The sequence below is a fragment of the Maribellus maritimus genome (assembly GCF_022267315.1).
GTDB classification, from domain to species: Bacteria; Bacteroidota; Bacteroidia; order Bacteroidales; family Prolixibacteraceae; genus Draconibacterium; species Draconibacterium maritimum.
The window spans coordinates 13,272-30,492 of record NZ_JAIKLE010000008.1 but is presented as its reverse complement, the minus strand read 5'-3'; the positions used below and the strand labels follow the sequence as shown (position 1 = coordinate 30,492).

The 17,221-nt window shown below is 37.9% G+C and carries 11 protein-coding genes; 7 read left to right on the top strand and 4 right to left on the bottom strand.

Annotated elements, in window-relative coordinates; translation table 11 throughout:
• Nucleotides 1-48 precede the first annotated feature (48 nt).
• Complete coding sequence (gene fumC, locus K5G00_RS09035; RefSeq protein ID WP_238765817.1) at nt 49-1,440, top strand: class II fumarate hydratase; 1,392 nt, start codon at nt 49-51, stop codon at nt 1,438-1,440.
• Nucleotides 1,441-1,453: 13 nt separating this feature from the next.
• Here the strand turns inward: fumC and K5G00_RS09030 are convergent, their stop codons facing one another.
• Together K5G00_RS09030 and K5G00_RS09025 are read right to left on the bottom strand one after the other, a co-directional pair.
• Nucleotides 1,454-3,172, bottom strand: a complete 1,719-nt coding sequence (locus K5G00_RS09030) for a histidine kinase N-terminal 7TM domain-containing protein (protein ID WP_238765816.1) — start codon at nt 3,170-3,172, stop codon at nt 1,454-1,456.
• Between the two features lie 199 nt (nt 3,173-3,371).
• Nucleotides 3,372-4,103, bottom strand: a complete 732-nt coding sequence (locus K5G00_RS09025) for a hypothetical protein (protein WP_238765815.1) — start codon at nt 4,101-4,103, stop codon at nt 3,372-3,374.
• A 199-nt stretch (nt 4,104-4,302) separates the two neighbouring features.
• Between K5G00_RS09025 and K5G00_RS09020 the strand changes: the two genes are divergently transcribed.
• The 6 genes from K5G00_RS09020 (at nt 4,303) to K5G00_RS08995 (ending at nt 14,598) form a co-directional block, all read left to right on the top strand.
• Nucleotides 4,303-5,640: a DegT/DnrJ/EryC1/StrS family aminotransferase gene (locus K5G00_RS09020; protein WP_238765814.1), complete on the top strand. Its 1,338-nt coding sequence runs from the start codon at nt 4,303-4,305 to the stop codon at nt 5,638-5,640.
• A 98-nt stretch (nt 5,641-5,738) separates the two neighbouring features.
• Entirely contained in the window at nt 5,739-7,082 is a 1,344-nt protein-coding gene (locus K5G00_RS09015; RefSeq protein ID WP_238765813.1) for a GntP family permease, read from the top strand.
• 212 nt (nt 7,083-7,294) lie between these two features.
• The gene (locus K5G00_RS09010; protein WP_238765812.1) at nt 7,295-7,837 is read left to right on the top strand and encodes a DUF4251 domain-containing protein; all 543 of its coding nucleotides are present in this window, start codon (nt 7,295-7,297) and stop codon (nt 7,835-7,837) included.
• Nucleotides 7,838-8,163: 326 nt separating this feature from the next.
• Nucleotides 8,164-10,107: an alpha-L-arabinofuranosidase C-terminal domain-containing protein gene (locus K5G00_RS09005; RefSeq protein ID WP_238765811.1), complete on the top strand. Its 1,944-nt coding sequence runs from the start codon at nt 8,164-8,166 to the stop codon at nt 10,105-10,107.
• A gap of 34 nt (nt 10,108-10,141) precedes the next feature.
• Nucleotides 10,142-12,367 carry a GH92 family glycosyl hydrolase gene (locus K5G00_RS09000; RefSeq protein ID WP_238765810.1) on the top strand — a complete coding sequence of 742 codons (2,226 nt, stop codon included), beginning with the start codon at nt 10,142-10,144 and terminating at the stop codon, nt 12,365-12,367.
• An 83-nt stretch (nt 12,368-12,450) separates the two neighbouring features.
• Entirely contained in the window at nt 12,451-14,598 is a 2,148-nt protein-coding gene (locus K5G00_RS08995) for a S46 family peptidase (RefSeq protein ID WP_238765809.1), read from the top strand.
• Nucleotides 14,599-14,637: 39 nt separating this feature from the next.
• On the opposite strand, the gene K5G00_RS08990 is transcribed toward K5G00_RS08995, so the two are convergent.
• Both K5G00_RS08990 and K5G00_RS08985 read right to left on the bottom strand, forming a co-directional pair.
• Nucleotides 14,638-15,795 carry a nucleotidyltransferase family protein gene (locus K5G00_RS08990; RefSeq protein WP_238765808.1) on the bottom strand — a complete coding sequence of 386 codons (1,158 nt, stop codon included), beginning with the start codon at nt 15,793-15,795 and terminating at the stop codon, nt 14,638-14,640.
• Nucleotides 15,785-16,924, bottom strand: coding sequence for a phosphoenolpyruvate carboxykinase (ATP) (locus K5G00_RS08985; RefSeq protein WP_238765807.1), 1,140 nt, complete (start codon nt 16,922-16,924; stop codon nt 15,785-15,787). Before K5G00_RS08985 ends, K5G00_RS08990 begins: the two co-directional genes overlap by 11 nt.
• Between the last annotated feature and the right edge of the window lie 297 nt (nt 16,925-17,221).

Genomic DNA, 17,221 nt, shown 5'->3' with positions numbered 1-17,221 from the left:
TGTTATCGATTATAGAACAGTTGATTTTGCAGATTTAAATAACGAACTATGGAATTCCGGATCGAAAAAGATACCATGGGCGAAATAAAAGTCCCTGCCGATAAATACTGGGGGGCCCAAACCGAACGCAGCCGTAATAATTTTAAAATTGGGCCACAGGCAAGTATGCCCATCGAAATTATTCATGCTTTTGCTATTTTGAAAAAAGCGGCAGCACTCACCAATTACGATTTGGGTGTGCTTGAAAAAGAAAAAGCCGAATTAATTGCCACTGTTTGCGATGAGATTCTCACCGGCAGGCACGACAACCAGTTTCCGCTGGTTGTGTGGCAAACCGGTAGTGGTACGCAAAGTAATATGAATATAAACGAAGTAATTACCAACCGGGCTCATGAGTTAAAGGGCGGTAGTTTAAAGGATGAAAAAAAAAATCTTCATCCGAATGATGATGTGAACAAAAGCCAAAGTAGTAACGATACATTCCCCACAGCGATGCACATCGCCGCTTTTAAGATGACGATGGAAATTACCATTCCGGGAATAACTGGATTAAGGGATACACTTTCCGAAAAAGCAAATAAATTCGAAAACATTGTAAAAACAGGCCGGACTCATTTTATGGATGCTACGCCGCTGACACTTGGTCAGGAATTTAGTGCTTATGTGCAACAACTTGATAAAGGAATTTTTGCCATAAAAAATGCGTTAAAAGGAGTAGGGGAAATTGCTTTAGGAGGAACAGCAGTAGGCACCGGGCTAAACAGTCCCAAAGGATATTCAAAAGCCGTTGCTCAAAAAATTGCCAAATTAACTGGTTTTCCTTTTATTTCAGCACCGAATAAATTTGAGGCGCTGGCAGCTCACGATGCAATGGTTGAACTTAGTGGCGCCTTTAGACGTGTGGCGGTTAGCCTGATGAAAATTGGTAACGATATTCGTATGCTGGGCAGTGGGCCTCGGTGCGGAATTGGCGAGTTGAAATTACCTGCAAACGAACCTGGTTCAAGTATTATGCCGGGTAAAGTAAATCCTACGCAAGCTGAAGCACTGACAATGGTAGCGGCACAGGTTATGGGAAATGATGTTGCGGTTGGAGTAGGGGGCAGCAACGGTCAGTTTGAACTGAATGTTTTTAAACCGCTAATAGCTGCCAATATTTTACAAAGTGCACAGTTGATTGGTGATGCTTGTTTTAGTTTTAGTACCAATTGTCTGGCAGGTATAGAACCCAATATTCAGGTGATTCAAAAGCATCTTGAAAATTCATTGATGCTGGTTACGAGCCTGAATGCACATATCGGATATAACAAAGCGGCTGAAATTGCTAAAAAAGCCTATGCCGAAAATATAACACTTAAAGAGGCGGGAGTTTCTCTTGGGTTTTTGACGGCTGAAGATTTTGAAAAATGGGTAGATCCGCAAAAGATGGCGGGATTGTAATTATTCCAGAAGTTTAAATTGCCGGTAATGTAAAATAGAAAACAGAGCCTTCGTTGAAGTTCTTTGCGGGCTCAACGCCAACATTGCCTCCCAGCTTATCAATAATCCGTTTTACAATACTAAGGCCAAGCCCTTGTCCATCAATACTTCCTGAAGAAAGGCGTACGTATTTGTGAAATAGTTGTGATTGTTCTTCTTCTGTTAGTCCTTTGCCATTATCTTTTATCCAGTATTTTACCATATTTTCCTCGGTTAGTTCCGAACCAACTTCAATTTTGGGCGGATGGCCACCATATTTAATCGCATTGCTGAGATAATTTACCCAAACTTCTTCCACCCAAGGGGCATATCCGCTGGAAGTTAGCCACTTAGAAGGAAATTTAATTTCAGCCTTTTCCTTTTGAATCAGTTCGTTTAGTTGTTCGGTGGCTTCAGCAAAAATAGTTTTCATATCCAGGCTGCTTTTTTCAATATCAGTTCGGCTTGAACGAGCCAGGATTAGAAGCTCCTGCGTAATTCGCATTGATTTGTCTGCTGAATTTTTTATTAAAGAGGCCAGTCTTGCAGAATGTTTTGTGTCTTTAATATTTACACTTTCTTCCAGAATTTCGCTTGAAGCGACGATCGTGCCAAGAGTATTTTTTAAATCATGAGCAACCGTATGTGCAAACGAATCCAAATCTTCAATTAGTTTCTCACGAATCTCAATTTCAGCCATTAATTTTTTGTTTGCTTCCTTTAACTCGTCCTCTGCATGTTTAATACTGGTAATATCATGTAACAATAAAAGACTTCCTGAGTAATCTCTTTTTCTATAATAAATGGGAGAAATTTGCACCTGATAATATCTTTTGTCAATTTCAACCTGAACTCTTTCTACTCCCTTGCTGTACAATGCTAAAGAAAGCGTTTTATAGTCGAAAAAAATGTCTTTAAAACTTTTGTTGATTATTGAAGTTTTATTGAGCGAAAAAATCTTGTAAACCGAAGAATTACAATCTTCTATATAACCATCAGGATTAACAACAATGGCGCCGTCATCCATTGTATCGATGAGTTTATTCCGGGCAAAGGGGACCAGATCAAACATTTTATATCTTGCTATACCAAAAGCAATAATTAAGCCGGTAAGTACAAAAGAAACAGGAGTCCAGTCAAAGCCCGGGAAAGGATTTATACCGGTAACATACATCAGGTTCCCCAAAATGGGAATAACAGATGCCAGGAGAAGCACAGTGATTTGAGACTTGTAATATGCTGTAAACTTGTAAATAGAATATACCAAATTATAAAGTCCTGACACAAATAGTAGCATCGCATAACCCCAGTATATCCAAAACCAGACTCCATGGTGATAGTGGGCTACATTTAAAATCGGATCCTGGGTTACATCGGTCCAGACTAATTTGTGGGTATCGTTGGTCAGAATTAATCCGATTGTAATGGCAGGTATTATCGACAAAAGAAAAATGTTCCGTTTGGTAATTATTTTTGTTTTTTGGCTAAACGCTGTCGTGAATAAAAAATACAACACAGGTAGAAATGCAATGCCAAAATACGATAATTTCGACCACATAATTTTGGTTTGAAGATCGTAGGTTGCAAATTCAAAAGCATAAGTAATGGCCCAGACCGCAACTAATATTTCAAGTAATATGATATATTTTACTTCTTGTGATTTGCGTTTTTCCCAAAGAAATATTATTGCAATCACTGCTGCTACAGCAGTCATAAATTCAATTAAACTGTCTATTGTAAAATGATAAACCATCACTTAAAAATAACGCACAACTTCGTCCGACTTATTCAGTAAGATGCAAATTTAGCAGAAAAATAAAAATGCCTTGTTTAATTTGTGTTAATAATTTGGAAGTTATATATATCGATATAATTCGATTCTTTAATATTCGTTTGGTATTACCTTCGAATCCTTAATATTTAGCGTATAAATTTCGTTTTATATATATAAATATTCCTGCAAAAATAACCAGTAATCCGGCAGTAAAAATGCCCCATAGGAAATTGACCGGGACATATTCTGAAAATTCTTGAATAAAATTTTCATTTTTTGTTACGTTTAATAAAGAATGAAAATAATCATCCTTTAAAATTATTTTTCCAAGGTCATATATAAAAGTGAAAAAAATAATTGTCGCCCCTGCAATCATCAATCCCAATTCACTCCGGTTAATTTTGTGCGAATTATTTTTCAGCCTGAAATATTCAAAAATAAAGGTCATTAAAATCATTGTTGTCGAACAAATAACTGGCGCAAGTACAGGTCCGAGCCAGGTTATCGGAATTAAAAAAAGTATATCCCAGGTTAGCAATGATTCAGGCCAGTTAAGAAATAATTTTAACGCCACGTAATAAAAGATATCCCAAATTCCAAAAATAAAAAGAAATACAGAAAGTCGCTGTAAAAAGTTTTTGCCAGCTACCCAGGCTAAAGCAAAAAGCATAAAAAGGGTACTGAACTCGCGCACAATTTCGACTCCCATCAGCCATTGAGGAAAAATTTGTAAAGGAAATTTGAAACCATCCGGGTAATATAACTCCCTCAGGTAAACCACTACAATTGCCTCTAAAAATCCCATAGAAGCTGCAAAAATCAACAATGGAAAAAATTTTGTTTTTTTCTGGTCGCACCAATTATTCATCACTGTTTTTTCTTTTTAAATTTCTTATTATTTACCTTGAAATACAAATCCTGGTGGTTGTTTCTCTATTTATGTAAATTAGATTTATTTGTTTGAAAATAAATGTAGTTTGGAAATACTAAGGTTTGTTTTTTTCTCGCATTTGCTTGATCCTAAATTTTCCGTAACTTGAGAAAAATAGGAATCTCAATAATCGAGCCTTATGAAAAACTACAGAATTAGCCGCCGGAAAGCGATAGTAACAGCATCTGCCGGCACGCTGGGAATGTTGTCGGCTCCATTTTCTTCTTATGGTTTTGAAAGTTCAAAGAAGCTTGCGCTGTATGGCGGAGAAAAAGCAAGAAAAGGAGCCTGGTCGGAGTGGCCCGTATGGGATAAAACTGCTGAAGATGGTATCGTCGAGATGTTGCGAAGCGGGCGTTGGTGGCGCGGTAGTGGCGAACATGTTGAGGAGTTTGAACAAAAATATGCCCAGATGATGGGGACAAAACGTTGTTTGGCTACAGCAAGTGGTACCACAGCACTTTTAGTAGCTACCCATGTTTTGGGTGTAGATGCCGGAGATGAAGTGCTTGTTTCTCCTTATACTTTTATTGCCACGTATAATGTTATTTTTATGAATAAAGCACTTCCGGTATTTGTTGACACCGATCCGCAAACTTTCCTGATAGACCCTTCGAAGATTGAGGAGAAGATAACTGATCGAACTTCTGCCATTCTACCGGTTCATATCTATGGTTTGCCGGTTGACATGGATGAAGTAAATAAAGTGGCTCAAAAAAACGATTTAAAGGTAATAGAAGACGCGTGCCAGGCCTGGCTGGGAGAGTATAAAGGAAAAAAACTAGGGACTTTAGGTGATTTAGGCTGCTTTAGTTTTCAAAATTCTAAAAATCTACCCACCGGAGAAGGTGGTGCCATTGTTGGAAACGACGATGAAATTATGGATCGGTGTTATTCATTCCACAACTGTGGACGACCATTTGGACGAGTGGAACGTACTTCCGATTATCCGATTCGGGGTAGTAATCGCAGAATGCAGCAAATTCAGGCATTGATGTTATTGTCGCAGATGAAACGTATTAAAAGAGATGCCGACATCCGCCTGGAGAATGCAAAATATCTGGATGAGAGACTGGCTGAAATTCCCGGTATTGTTCCGTATAAACTGGTTACTGAAGATGCCCGTTCTGCTTATCACCTTTATCCATTTCGTTTTGTTTCTGAAGAATTTGGAAAAGTATCGCGCGACCAATTTATTAAAGCATTACGTGCCGAGGGAGTACATTGTTCAGTGGGCTATGGCAGACAAAATTACGACGGGCTCATTGAAGAAGCATTCAATTCAAAGGGCTACAAACGCTTGTTCTCTGAACAGCGACTGAAACAGTGGCGGGAAGAAAATGTTTTGCCCGGGAATGACCAACTGGCAGATGAGGCAGTAATTTTTTCTCAGAGAATGTTGCTTGGCAATAAACACGATATGGATGATATTGTAAATGCCGTTACAAAAATTTATGAAAACAGGGAAGCATTTTAGTAATCTGGAAGTGTATTTGTCTCGTCAAGATAGCATAAAACCTTTGGTTTAACGTATATTTGAACAGTTCAAAAATTGCTAAACCAAATTTCTTTGTTATGTGGCTGATTATTCTTTTGCTTTTGTCTATTGTTTTTATCATTATTTCAACCTCCGTTTTGAAATGGCACCCGTTTTTATCTCTGATTTTAGTAGCTTTTGGCTTTGGAGTTTTGTCGGGGAAAATGACATTAACAGAAGTTGTTGAAACAGTAAATGATGGTTTTGGAAGCACAATTGGCTACATCGGAATTGTTATCCTGGCCGGCTCAATTATCGGAAAATTTTTGGAAATGTCGGGGGGCGCCTTTAAGCTGGCGGGTGGCGCACTAAAACTGGTTGGAAAGAAAAAAGTTCCTTTGGCAATGAGTATTGTAGGCTATATTGTGAGTATCCCGGTTTTTTGCGATTCGGCGTTTATTGTTCTTTCTCCACTGGCAAAAGCAATTTCAAAAAAATTAAAAATATCACTTGCCATGCTTGCCATCGCCCTGAGTCTGGGCTTGTATGTAACTCACTCGTTGATTCCTCCTACACCCGGTCCGGTAGCAGCAGCTGGAATTTTACAGGCCGATTTGGGAATGGTTATTTTCTACGGTTTGCCGGTTAGTTTAATTGGGTTAGTCACAGGCTGGCTGTTTTCGTTGAAAATAGCTTCAAAACATCAAATAGAAACGGATAGCGGACAAGACGAAAAAGAACAAGTATTTGATGATAAAAACAGCCCTTCGCTGGTAAAATCGTTATTGCCGGTTTTTGTCCCCATTATTTTAATCGTAATTCGGTCCGTCAGCATCTTGCCTTCAATTCCGTTTGGAGAAGGGAACTTGTTTGAAATTTTAAATTTTATTGGTCAGCCGTCTGTAGCCCTGCTCATAGGAGTGGGCTTATCCTTTTTACTTCCTAAAAAACTTACAAAAGAAATGCTGTCAACAACCGGTTGGTTGGGACAGGGGATAATTGCAGCCGCAAGTATTATTATTGTTACCGGCAGTGGTGGTGCGTTTGGTAAAGTTTTGCAGGCATCCGGAATTGCTGAGGTTATCCAAAACAATCTTTCAGGTGCACAGACTTTAGGAATTTGGTTACCGGTAATAATCGCCTTGTCGCTTAAAATAGCACAGGGATCGAGTACCGTTGCCATTATTACAACTGCCAGTTTAATGGCGCCGCTTTTAGCTTCGCTGGGAATGGATTCTCCAACAGCAAGAGCCCTGGTTGTTACAGCAATCGGAGCCGGTTCAATTATTGCCAGTCATGCCAACGACAGTTACTTCTGGGTTGTTACTCAAATGACCGGGATGAATGTCAGACAGGGATACAAGCTTCAAACCCTTGGCACACTGGCCATGGGGATTATGTCTGCAACTGCAGTTTGGCTTATTAGTTTGTGGGTGCTGTAGTTTATAATTAGTTTTTAATTGGAAATTTTACCGGTTAATTTTTTACTTTTTTTCAAACATCTCCCGGATATTAATGGAGAAGCATCTGGTTGCCATTTTGTTATGGTGTATATTTAAAATCTGTTAAATCGTGCTAATGTATTTTAAAGTGTTCTTTTGAAATAAAAAATGGAACAGTACTTGTTATCTTTTTATTGAAAGGAGATAAAAAGATGAAAAAGTATGTTTTGATAGTTTTTTTAGCGGTTTTTTCAAATTTAGTTTTTGCCCAGGTTGAAAATGATGCGCCAACAATGACCAAAAAAGAAAAGCGTAAAGCCAAAACTGAGCAGCAGTACAAAGAGACAAAAAAATTACTTGAAAATAAGAACTTTGTTTTGGAATCGGATTTTCTGAAAAGTAGACGAGGCGTGACTTATCCTGTTAGTTCAAATTTGAATTTTGTTAAAGTGGATTCCTCAACGGCAATTATACAAATTGGTTCGCCCTGGGGCTACGGGCCAAACGGAGTTGGTGGTGTAACGGCAAAAGGAAAAATTACCAAATGGGTTTTAAAAGAAGATAAAAAGAGAAATGCTTTTTATCTAAGCATGAACGTTATGACGCCAATCGGTATTTACGACGTTAACATGACAATCGGCCCTTCAGGAGGAACTCTGGCAAGATTGACCGGATTGCGTTCGGGGCGATTAACTTTCGACGGAGACCTTGTTACTGCAGAAAATTCAAGAGTGTATGAAGGAAGATCCTTATAAAAATTTAAGATAGTGATTTCAAAATTGCTTAATTGATTGATTGAGATTTAGCGAAAAGAGTTTGGACTCTTTTCGCTTTTTTGTATCCGTATGAATTTTAACCGAAAATATTTTACCGCTTACAAATCAATTTATGTAGAAGGTGGATTAAAAGTTGTCTAATGATTGTTACGAATAGAGCGATGATACTTGGAGATTTTAAATATCGTTTTATATAAAGTGTACTTTTTACATTAAACCAGTTGGAAAATAAAAATAATCCGATATTTTTGAAAAAAGCATTTTAACTTAACAGACTTTAAAGTGAAGAAAAAAAATATTTCATTATGAAAACTAAATCATTCCTAATTCCTGCTTTTCTATTTTTTTCTATTTGGTCGGTTGCTCAGGTACCTGCAAAAATTACAGTCGAACAACAAAAGGCTGAAACAACGGTTGCACCGAATATGTATGGTATTTTCTTTGAAGATATAAATTTTGCTGCCGATGGAGGTTTGTACGCCGAATTGATTAAAAACCGTTCGTTCGATTTCCCAAACTCACCCTTTATGGGGTGGCTCACTTATGGAAAAGTATCTGTTCAAACTGAAGGAGCTCCTTTTTCCCGCAATCCGCATTATGCACGCTTATTGAATGACGGTTTGCTTACCGGAACAGGATTGTTAAATGAAGGTTTTCGTGGAATTGGAGTTGAGAAAAACAAGAAATATAACCTGAGTTTATACGCTAAAAATGTGAATAAGGATGAAAATAAATTGAAAATCGAGATTATTTCAGCAGCCAATGAGATTATTGCAAGTGGCGAAGTAGAGATAAATTCAGGAAACTGGGAAAAATACAAACTGGAACTGCAAGCAAAGGAGACATGTGCACACGCTAAACTGCGAGTTGATTTGATTTCGCAGGGAGAACTGGATATTGAACATGTTTCATTATTTCCGGCGGAAACATGGAGGAACCGTGAAAATGGTATGCGAAAGGATTTGGCACAGGCTTTGGCCGAATTAAAACCCGGAGTTTTTCGGTTTCCCGGGGGTTGCATTATCGAAGGCAATAATCTGGAAACCCGTTATCAATGGAAAAATTCAGTTGGTCCGGTTGAAAATCGTCCGGTGAACGAAAATCGTTGGAATTACGTATTTCAACATCGTTTTACGCCTGATTATTTTCAGTCTTACGGTTTGGGATTTTTTGAATATTTTCAGCTTTGCGAAGATTTTGGGGCCGATGCACTTCCGGTAGTGAGTTGCGGAATGGCATGCCAGTTTATAACCGATGAATGTGTCCCAGTCGACGATTTGGATCCTTATATTCAGGACGCGTTGGATTTAGTCGAATTCGCCAATGGCCCGGTAACATCAAAATGGGGAAAAGTGAGAGCAGAAATGGGACACCCGGAATCTTTCGGATTAAGATACATCGGAATTGGAAATGAACAATGGGGCGAGGTTTTTCCAAAACATCTTGAAGCTTTTCAAAAAGCATTGGACGAGAAATACCCGGAAATCCAAATTATTGGCTCTTCAGGGCCCTCTGCCGATGGTGAGCAATTTGATTATTTATGGGGCGAAATGAAAAAAATGGACGTTGATTTGGTAGATGAGCATTACTATAAAGACCCAGACTGGTTTTTGCAAAACGCAGATCGCTATGATGATTATAGCCGTAAAGGACCAAAAGTTTTTGCCGGGGAATATGCTTGCCATGTTCAGCCCGAAAAGAAAAATTCATTCTATGCAGCGCTTTGTGAAGCTTCCTTTTTAACTGGAATTGAAAGAAATTCAGATGTGGTACGTTTAGCAACTTACGCTCCGCTTTTTGCACATGTTGATGCATGGCAATGGAAACCCGACATGATTTGGTTTGATAATCTGCGTTCGGTAAAATCAGCCAATTATTATGTCCAGCAGTTGTATAGCAAATACAAAGGTACAACGGTACAAAACGTAAAAATGAATGGAGAAAATGTAGTTGGCCAGGATGGAATTTATGCCAGTGTGGTTACTGATAAAGATAATGACCAGCTCATTCTAAAAATTTCAAATACGGGAAAATCGGAAAAGGAAGTCGAACTTGATTTCAAATTAAAAGAACTACCGAGTGTTTTAAAAGGAAAACAGATTACATTAAAAGCGAATCTTGATGATGAGAATACACTGGACGAGCCGTTTTTGGTAAAACCGGTTGAAAAGGAAGTTGCATTAGATTCAAAATCACCGAAAATTAGTATCGAAGCCGAATCATTTCATGTTTTTGTATTAGATTTATAGGCCTGAATTGGAAAGCTTATAAATTAAAAATACAATGAACCAATTGAATGTTAAGTCAGGACAATTCTTAATTGTTCTGATGATTCTTTTTTCTGTTTTTTCGTGTACAAAACAAACAGGAGAACATTTTGATCCTGTCAAATATGTAGATCCGAATATTGGCGGAGTAGGACATATTTTACAGCCAACCCGGCCAACCGTGCAGTTGCCAAACCAGCCCATTCGTATGTATCCAAACCGGGAAGATTATTTGGATGACCAGATAACTTCATTCCCTTTATCGATGATTTCTCACCGGAACGGGCAACTTTTCAGGTTGATGCCGTTTACCGGAGAAACAACAAATCCGGTGTCAGAATGGGGAAAACAAAACGAAACTGCAACTCCTTATTATTATTCGGTTTGGTTGATGGATTACAACACAACACTTGAGTTTGTGCCGGGAGCCAAAGCAGGTTTTTTCAGAATAAAATTTCCGGATTCAGAAATAGCAAAGATAAATTATACAATAGCCAACAATGGAACATTCAAACTTGAAGGTGGAAATGCTGTTTCCGGAGTAGAATCTTTTAATGGAATGAGTGCCTTTGTTTACGGAGAATTTAATGCTAAAATAAATTCCTCGGAAACTTTGGAAGATGGAAAACAGCTTGTTCTTGCATTTTCGGAAAATAATCAATCTTTAAATTTTAAATATGCGATTTCCTATATCAGTTTGGAGCAGGCAAAAAAGAATCTTCAGAATGAAATTGCAGCCTGGGATTTTGACAAATTAAAAGAAAATGCTCGTTTGGCCTGGGCGGAAAGTTTAAGCCAGATAGAAGTGGAAGGCGGAACAGAAGCGCAAAAGAGAACCTTTTATACCGCTTTTTATCGCACATACGAACGTATGGTTAATATCACCGAAGACGGGAAATATTACAGCAATTACGACGGTAAAGTACATGAGGACGAGCAGGCTTTTTATATTGACGACTGGATTTGGGATACTTATCTGGCACATCATCCTTTGCGTGCTTTGCTTGACCCGGATATTGAAAATGATATGATGAGTTCGTACGTTAGAATGTATGAGCAAAGTGGCTGGTTACCTCAGTTTTGTTTGCTGTGGGGAGAGAATCCCTGTATGAATGGCTTTCACTCAACAGTATCTTTCCTGGATGGTTTTCGGAAAAACGTACTGGATTTCGACCTTGAAAAAGCCTATGAAGGGATGAAAAAAAATGCTTTGGAAGGAACCATGTTACCCTGGCGAAATGGTGCGGCCTGTTCGCTGGATACATTTTATCACGAGAACGGGTATTATCCAGCCCTGCACCCGGACGAAGAAGAAACGGAACCCATGGTTCATTCCTTTGAAAAACGACAGGCAGTTGCTGTTACTCTGGGGCATAGTTATGATGACTGGGCACTGGGCCAGTTGGCAAAAGAGTTGGGGAAGGAAGATGATTATAGGTTGTTTTCAGAAAAAGCCAACAATTATAAAAATTTGTATTGGGAAGAAAAAGGATTTTTTATGCCCAAAGATGCTTCCGGAAAATGGATTGACATCGACCCTAAATGGGCAGGTGGTATGGGCGGCCGTGATTATTACGATGAAAACAATGGCTGGACCTATTTGTGGCAGGTACAACACGACGTAGATGGATTGATGAATTTAATGGGGGGAAGGGAAATATTTGAAGCTCGCCTCGACCAGCTTTTTCGGGAAGATTTAGGGCGAAGTAAATACGCCAATTGGGCGAAATTTCCCGATTTTACCGGAATTGTAGGTCAGTTTTCCATGGGCAATGAACCCAGTTTTCACATTCCGTACCTTTATAATTTTACGGATTCACCCTGGAAAACCCAGAAAAAAATTCGAATGTTGCTGAATGCCTGGTATCCTGACAATATTTTTGGAATTCCCGGTGATGAAGATGGTGGTGGAATGACCGCATTTGTCGTGTTTTCTTTTATGGGATTTTATCCGGTTGTTCCCGGTTTGCCTATTTATACTATTGGCAGCCCCGTTTTTGAGAAAGTAACCATCCACCTCGATAATGGAAATGATTTCAAAGTTGTAACCGAAAATTATGCTGAAAACCACATTTATATTCAAAAAGCGTGGTTAAACGGAAAACCACTGGAAGGTCCGTGGATTACTCATGATGACGTTGTAAATGGCGGCGAGCTTAAACTGGAAATGGGACAAAAACCAAATAAGGAGTGGGGGAGTATTGAGTTATTTAATCAACTGACATCATCCTATTTAAAATAAGGTTCAGGATCTTGTTTAAAATCATAGTTTATTATTTAGGATTTTTTTCAATTTGTAAACCGTTAAAATCAACAGTTTTATTTATGAGGAAGTTATTCGGTTTTGTTTTCTTATTTCTTTTTATCTCCCTGATTGGTTCAGCAAAAGAAGGAATGTGGATTCCTACATTGCTCGGAAAGTACAATATTGAAGAAATGCAGCAAATGGGATTTAAACTCACTGCACAGGATATATACGATGTGAACCATGCCAGCATGAAAGATGCTGTAGTTATTTTTGGCAGTGGTTGTACTGGCGAATTAATCTCGGAGGAAGGTTTGCTAATTACCAATCATCACTGCGGATACCGTCAAATTCAATCACACAGTTCCGTGGAAAATGATATTTTAACCAACGGTTTTTGGGCTATGAACAAAGGCGAAGAACTGCCCAATCCTGGGTTGACTGTTCGTTTTCTGGAATATATGAAAGATGTTACTGACGAAGTATTAGAAAATACAGAAGGCCTTTCTGAAGAAAAAAAAGTTGAAGTTATTCAGCGAAATTGTGGCCGAATCGAAACAGATGCTTCCGGGGAAAACAAGTACCGTGCACAGGTAAAACCTCTTTTCTATGGCAATCAGTATTTTTTGTACGTATACAAAACTTACACTGATGTTCGTTTGGTAGGCGCACCACCTTCGGCTATTGGCAAATTTGGAGGTGATACCGACAATTGGATGTGGCCTCGCCATACCGGCGATTTTTCTGTGTTCCGGATTTATGCCGACGCGAACAACGAACCGGCAGAATACTCTCAGGATAATGTTCCTTTCAAGCCTAAAAAGTTTTTGCCGATTTCGATAAAAGGAATTCAGCCCGGTGATTTTACCATGGTTTTTGGAAATCCCGGAAGCACGCAGCAATACGTTCCGCATCAGGAAGTTGATATTATTATGAATCAGCGGGACCCCGATCGAATAAAGTTGAGAGATATAAAGCTGCAAATTATAGGGGCAGCCATGGAAAAGGACCCCAAAGTTCGAATTCAGTATTCAGCCAAATATCAGGGTATTAGTAATGCATGGAAAAAATGGCAGGGAGAAATAAAAGGACTGCAACGTTTGGATGCTGTACATAAAAAAATGGAATTTGAAGAAGAATTTAAAAACTGGGCTGAGAAAAATTCAACATGGCAAACGATGTATCAGCCTGTTTTTAATGATTTCGAGGTGCTTTATGATCAGTATCAACGGTTTATAAAAGCGTCGGATTATTATTCTGAAATTGTTTTGCGCGGTCCCGACATTTTTAAACTGGCAACAATGGCAAACGCTATTGTTAATAACATTGAAAGTGACCAACCTGAACGTGTTGAAAGTTTGAAATTGGATATGGAGAAGAGTCTCGATTCTTTTTTCAAAGATTTTAATCAGACTGTTGATGAAAAATTGTTTAGTGAATTACTACCACTTTTAAAAGACGAATTGGATCCGGAATTCCTGCCTTATGATTTTCAGAAATTGATGAATAAAAATGACAAAGAAAAATTGCTTAAAAAGGTATACCGGAAATCAATACTTACTGAAAAGGAAACGTTGGCAGAGTTACTTGCCACAGGAAACGAAAAACAGCTGTTAAAACTGCGGAAAGACCCTCTGATAACGATGGCAAGAACGCTGAATTTTTATTATAATGTCAAAATAAAACCTATTGTCGATACGCTGAAGGAGAACATCGACAGGAATATGAAAATTTATATGGCTGGCATTATGGAAATGCAAAGTAACAAACCTTTGTATCCGGATGCTAATCTTACATTGCGGGTTACTTACGGAAAAGTAGAAGGTTACGAACCTTTCGATGGAGTTAAATACAAATATTGCACAACACTTTCCGGGATTATGAAAAAAGATAATCCGGAGATTTATGACTACGATGTCCCTGAGAGACTAAAAGAATTATTTAGGGAGAAAGATTTTGGCAAATACGAAGTAAATGGCGATGTGCCCGTTTGTTTTACGGCTTCCAATCATACATCAGGCGGAAATTCAGGAAGCCCTGTTATTAATGCAAAGGGAGAGCTGATTGGTTTAAATTTCGATCGTTGCTGGGAGGGAACAATGAGTGATATTATGTATGATCCGGAAATGTGTCGCAACATTACACTTGACATTCGTTATGCACTTTTTATTATCGAAAAATTTGCCGGAGCAGGTTATCTGCTTGAAGAAATGGAAATTGTAGAATGAATAAAATTACAGTTAGGTAAACGGTGTTTTCAGGGCGTATTAGTTGATCTTCGAATTTTTTTTCCCAATTTTAAAAAAATGGGTGTATAACGACAAATGATTTTGCAGCCATTGAGGACTCCGTAAACGATTTGTAAAAGCCTTTCTTTCACTTTTACTATATATTGCTCTGACAGGTCGGCCGAGATAACCTTTAAATATTCTCTGGCCTATAAAAATGGAACTTCTGAGAATATGGTAGAATGTTGCAGATTTTAGATTCAAGGTGTGTTTACACCAAAGTAACCAAAATGCAATATCTCTTTTTGAGGGAAATGAAAATGATTGGTTTATCCCCAGAATGATAAAAGCCATCGTGAAATACGCAGTTGCGGTTTTTTTCTTTTTTATTTCTGATAAAGTAGTATCAACAGGACATCTATTGGAGAGCAGGAGTAAATCGTAACTTTCCCGAAGAGATATGATCCCGTACAAATAACCTTCGTCGGAAAGTTGACTGTGGATAAAATTATGTATGATTTTGTGATCGTCAGAAGGTACAAAATAACCTGCTGCACTTTCCTGCTTTTTTTTCTTTTTAAATATCATCCCGGAATTAAACCAGTCTGAATATTTTTCTTCAACAGGTATGCGATGGATTTCAATGACAGCATCAAAATCCGGGTGCAGAAGCTTGGGATAATGTTTTAATTCGGTAATTTCTTCATATTCTGAATAATCAGTGGTATCTTCTACAATCGAGTAACCTGCCTCTTCCAAAATTTTTGCAGCGGTTAGAAATTCTTTTTCATGAATTAAAAAATCAATGTCAGCCAAAATCCGTTCTCCAATATCCATGTAAATGTTATCGAGTAAATTTGCTGCACCTTTTAAAAACAAAGGTTGAATTCCGTTTTCATTTAGTACCCTTGTTATTTCTATAATTTGATGAATAATATTCTCATTCCGCAGCCTGTTTAATTTATAAATCTCAAAAAGATGATCTTTTACTTCATCAGGTACATATTCGATTATTTTATGATTTTGAAACTTTACCCACACAGGAGGAAGTATTAATTGGTCACTGCAGAGATGTATAAATGCCTGCCAGTCGAAGTGCTCATCGGTGCATTTGTTAATAATGTATTGCCTCGATTCCGGATTTTTGTCAAGAGCTAAACATCGTCCTGCAAAATAAAACAACTCTTTATTGTTCATAATCAAATAGTTGTTTTATGGTTTGAAGCGCTTTTTCATTGTTACTGTATGTAAGCTGAAAAAAAGAAGATTTTTCTACCCTGTCAAAAAGTATTTCTGCATTTCGAAATGTTGGAGCTACCCAGGTTTGTTCAAGCAACAGTTTTATTGCATCCAGTGTATCCATTTTATTCCATTCGAATTCAACTTCCTTGTCGTATTTCACAAATACAAATTCTTTTACCGGAAATATCATCGAAGTATTATTTTCCAGTGGCAGATACCTGACACTTTTTTCCTCGGTAATATAGTTGAGTTTTTTGTCTTCCAACAACGGGAAAAAGGGTTTTAATAAATCGGTTGATTTCTCTTTAACGGACATGGCCGAAGGAAATGGATATGCGTTGAAGGAATCCCGGTCTACTGCAACAAAATCGTCAGAAATTAACTTCAGACCTCTTGTATGCAGCAAGGCTGCTATCGTAGTTTTGCCACTGTTGGGAGGTGCTGAAAACAATATCGTTTTTTTTCCATTGGTCAGGGCTGATGCGTGAACTGTCATTAGCCAGTCAGTATCCGTTTTGTCATAAATGGTGTTTACCAAGGTCATAAAAACTTTTCCTTTTGTTAAATGACTTTCATTATCATTCCAATTTCCTTTTACTATCCCATTGTGACGGAATACAACTCGGTCGTCGAACGTGAAAAGTTCAAAATGATTCGAATAAGCTTCCCCTGTTTCCTCTTTTAGATGTTCTATTAGCGGGTGTACATAATTTTCGAGCCAGTCGGTCTCGAAAGAAAACCGAAGCGGTTTATCTCCTATTATATAATTGTGTGTTACGTAAGCTTTATATTTGAATCCGTTTAAGTTCGGCAGCAGGGGTAAGTTGTTTTCCAGCGAAATATCTTTTTGGTTGAGTTCGCTGATTTTAGTTTGCACATCGTTTACAAAAGTTAAACTTTCTTCAAAGTTTAAATCATATTGTTCTGAGAATCCGCTTGCAATTTCCCGGGTTGTATTATTTTTTACCAACCTTTCAAAAACATACCAGACCGGTTCTTCAAATTGGTAGTACAAGTTGCTTTCTTTAAACCATATAAGATAGGATGTCCCGATTTTCTTTTTTACAAACTGAACGTTGGTCATTGAAGGTATTCTAAGTAATTACAAAAAACAGATTTATTAAATATATAAATTATTTGTCAGATCCTAATTTAGCCAAAGGCTTTTGTTAAATAAATAAAACCAGAAAGACGGTATTTTTGTTCTGTCGAATTCCGGGTTTGATTTCGTATACAGAATTTAAATGGAATATTTGTGCATTTCAGAAAAATATTTATTTCTATTTCTATAATTAGAATTTTGGAGTTATTTATGGTTTGTATGGCTCGTTGACGTTTTAGGACTTTTCATTTACTTTTCAGAAATACTTAACGGATTAGA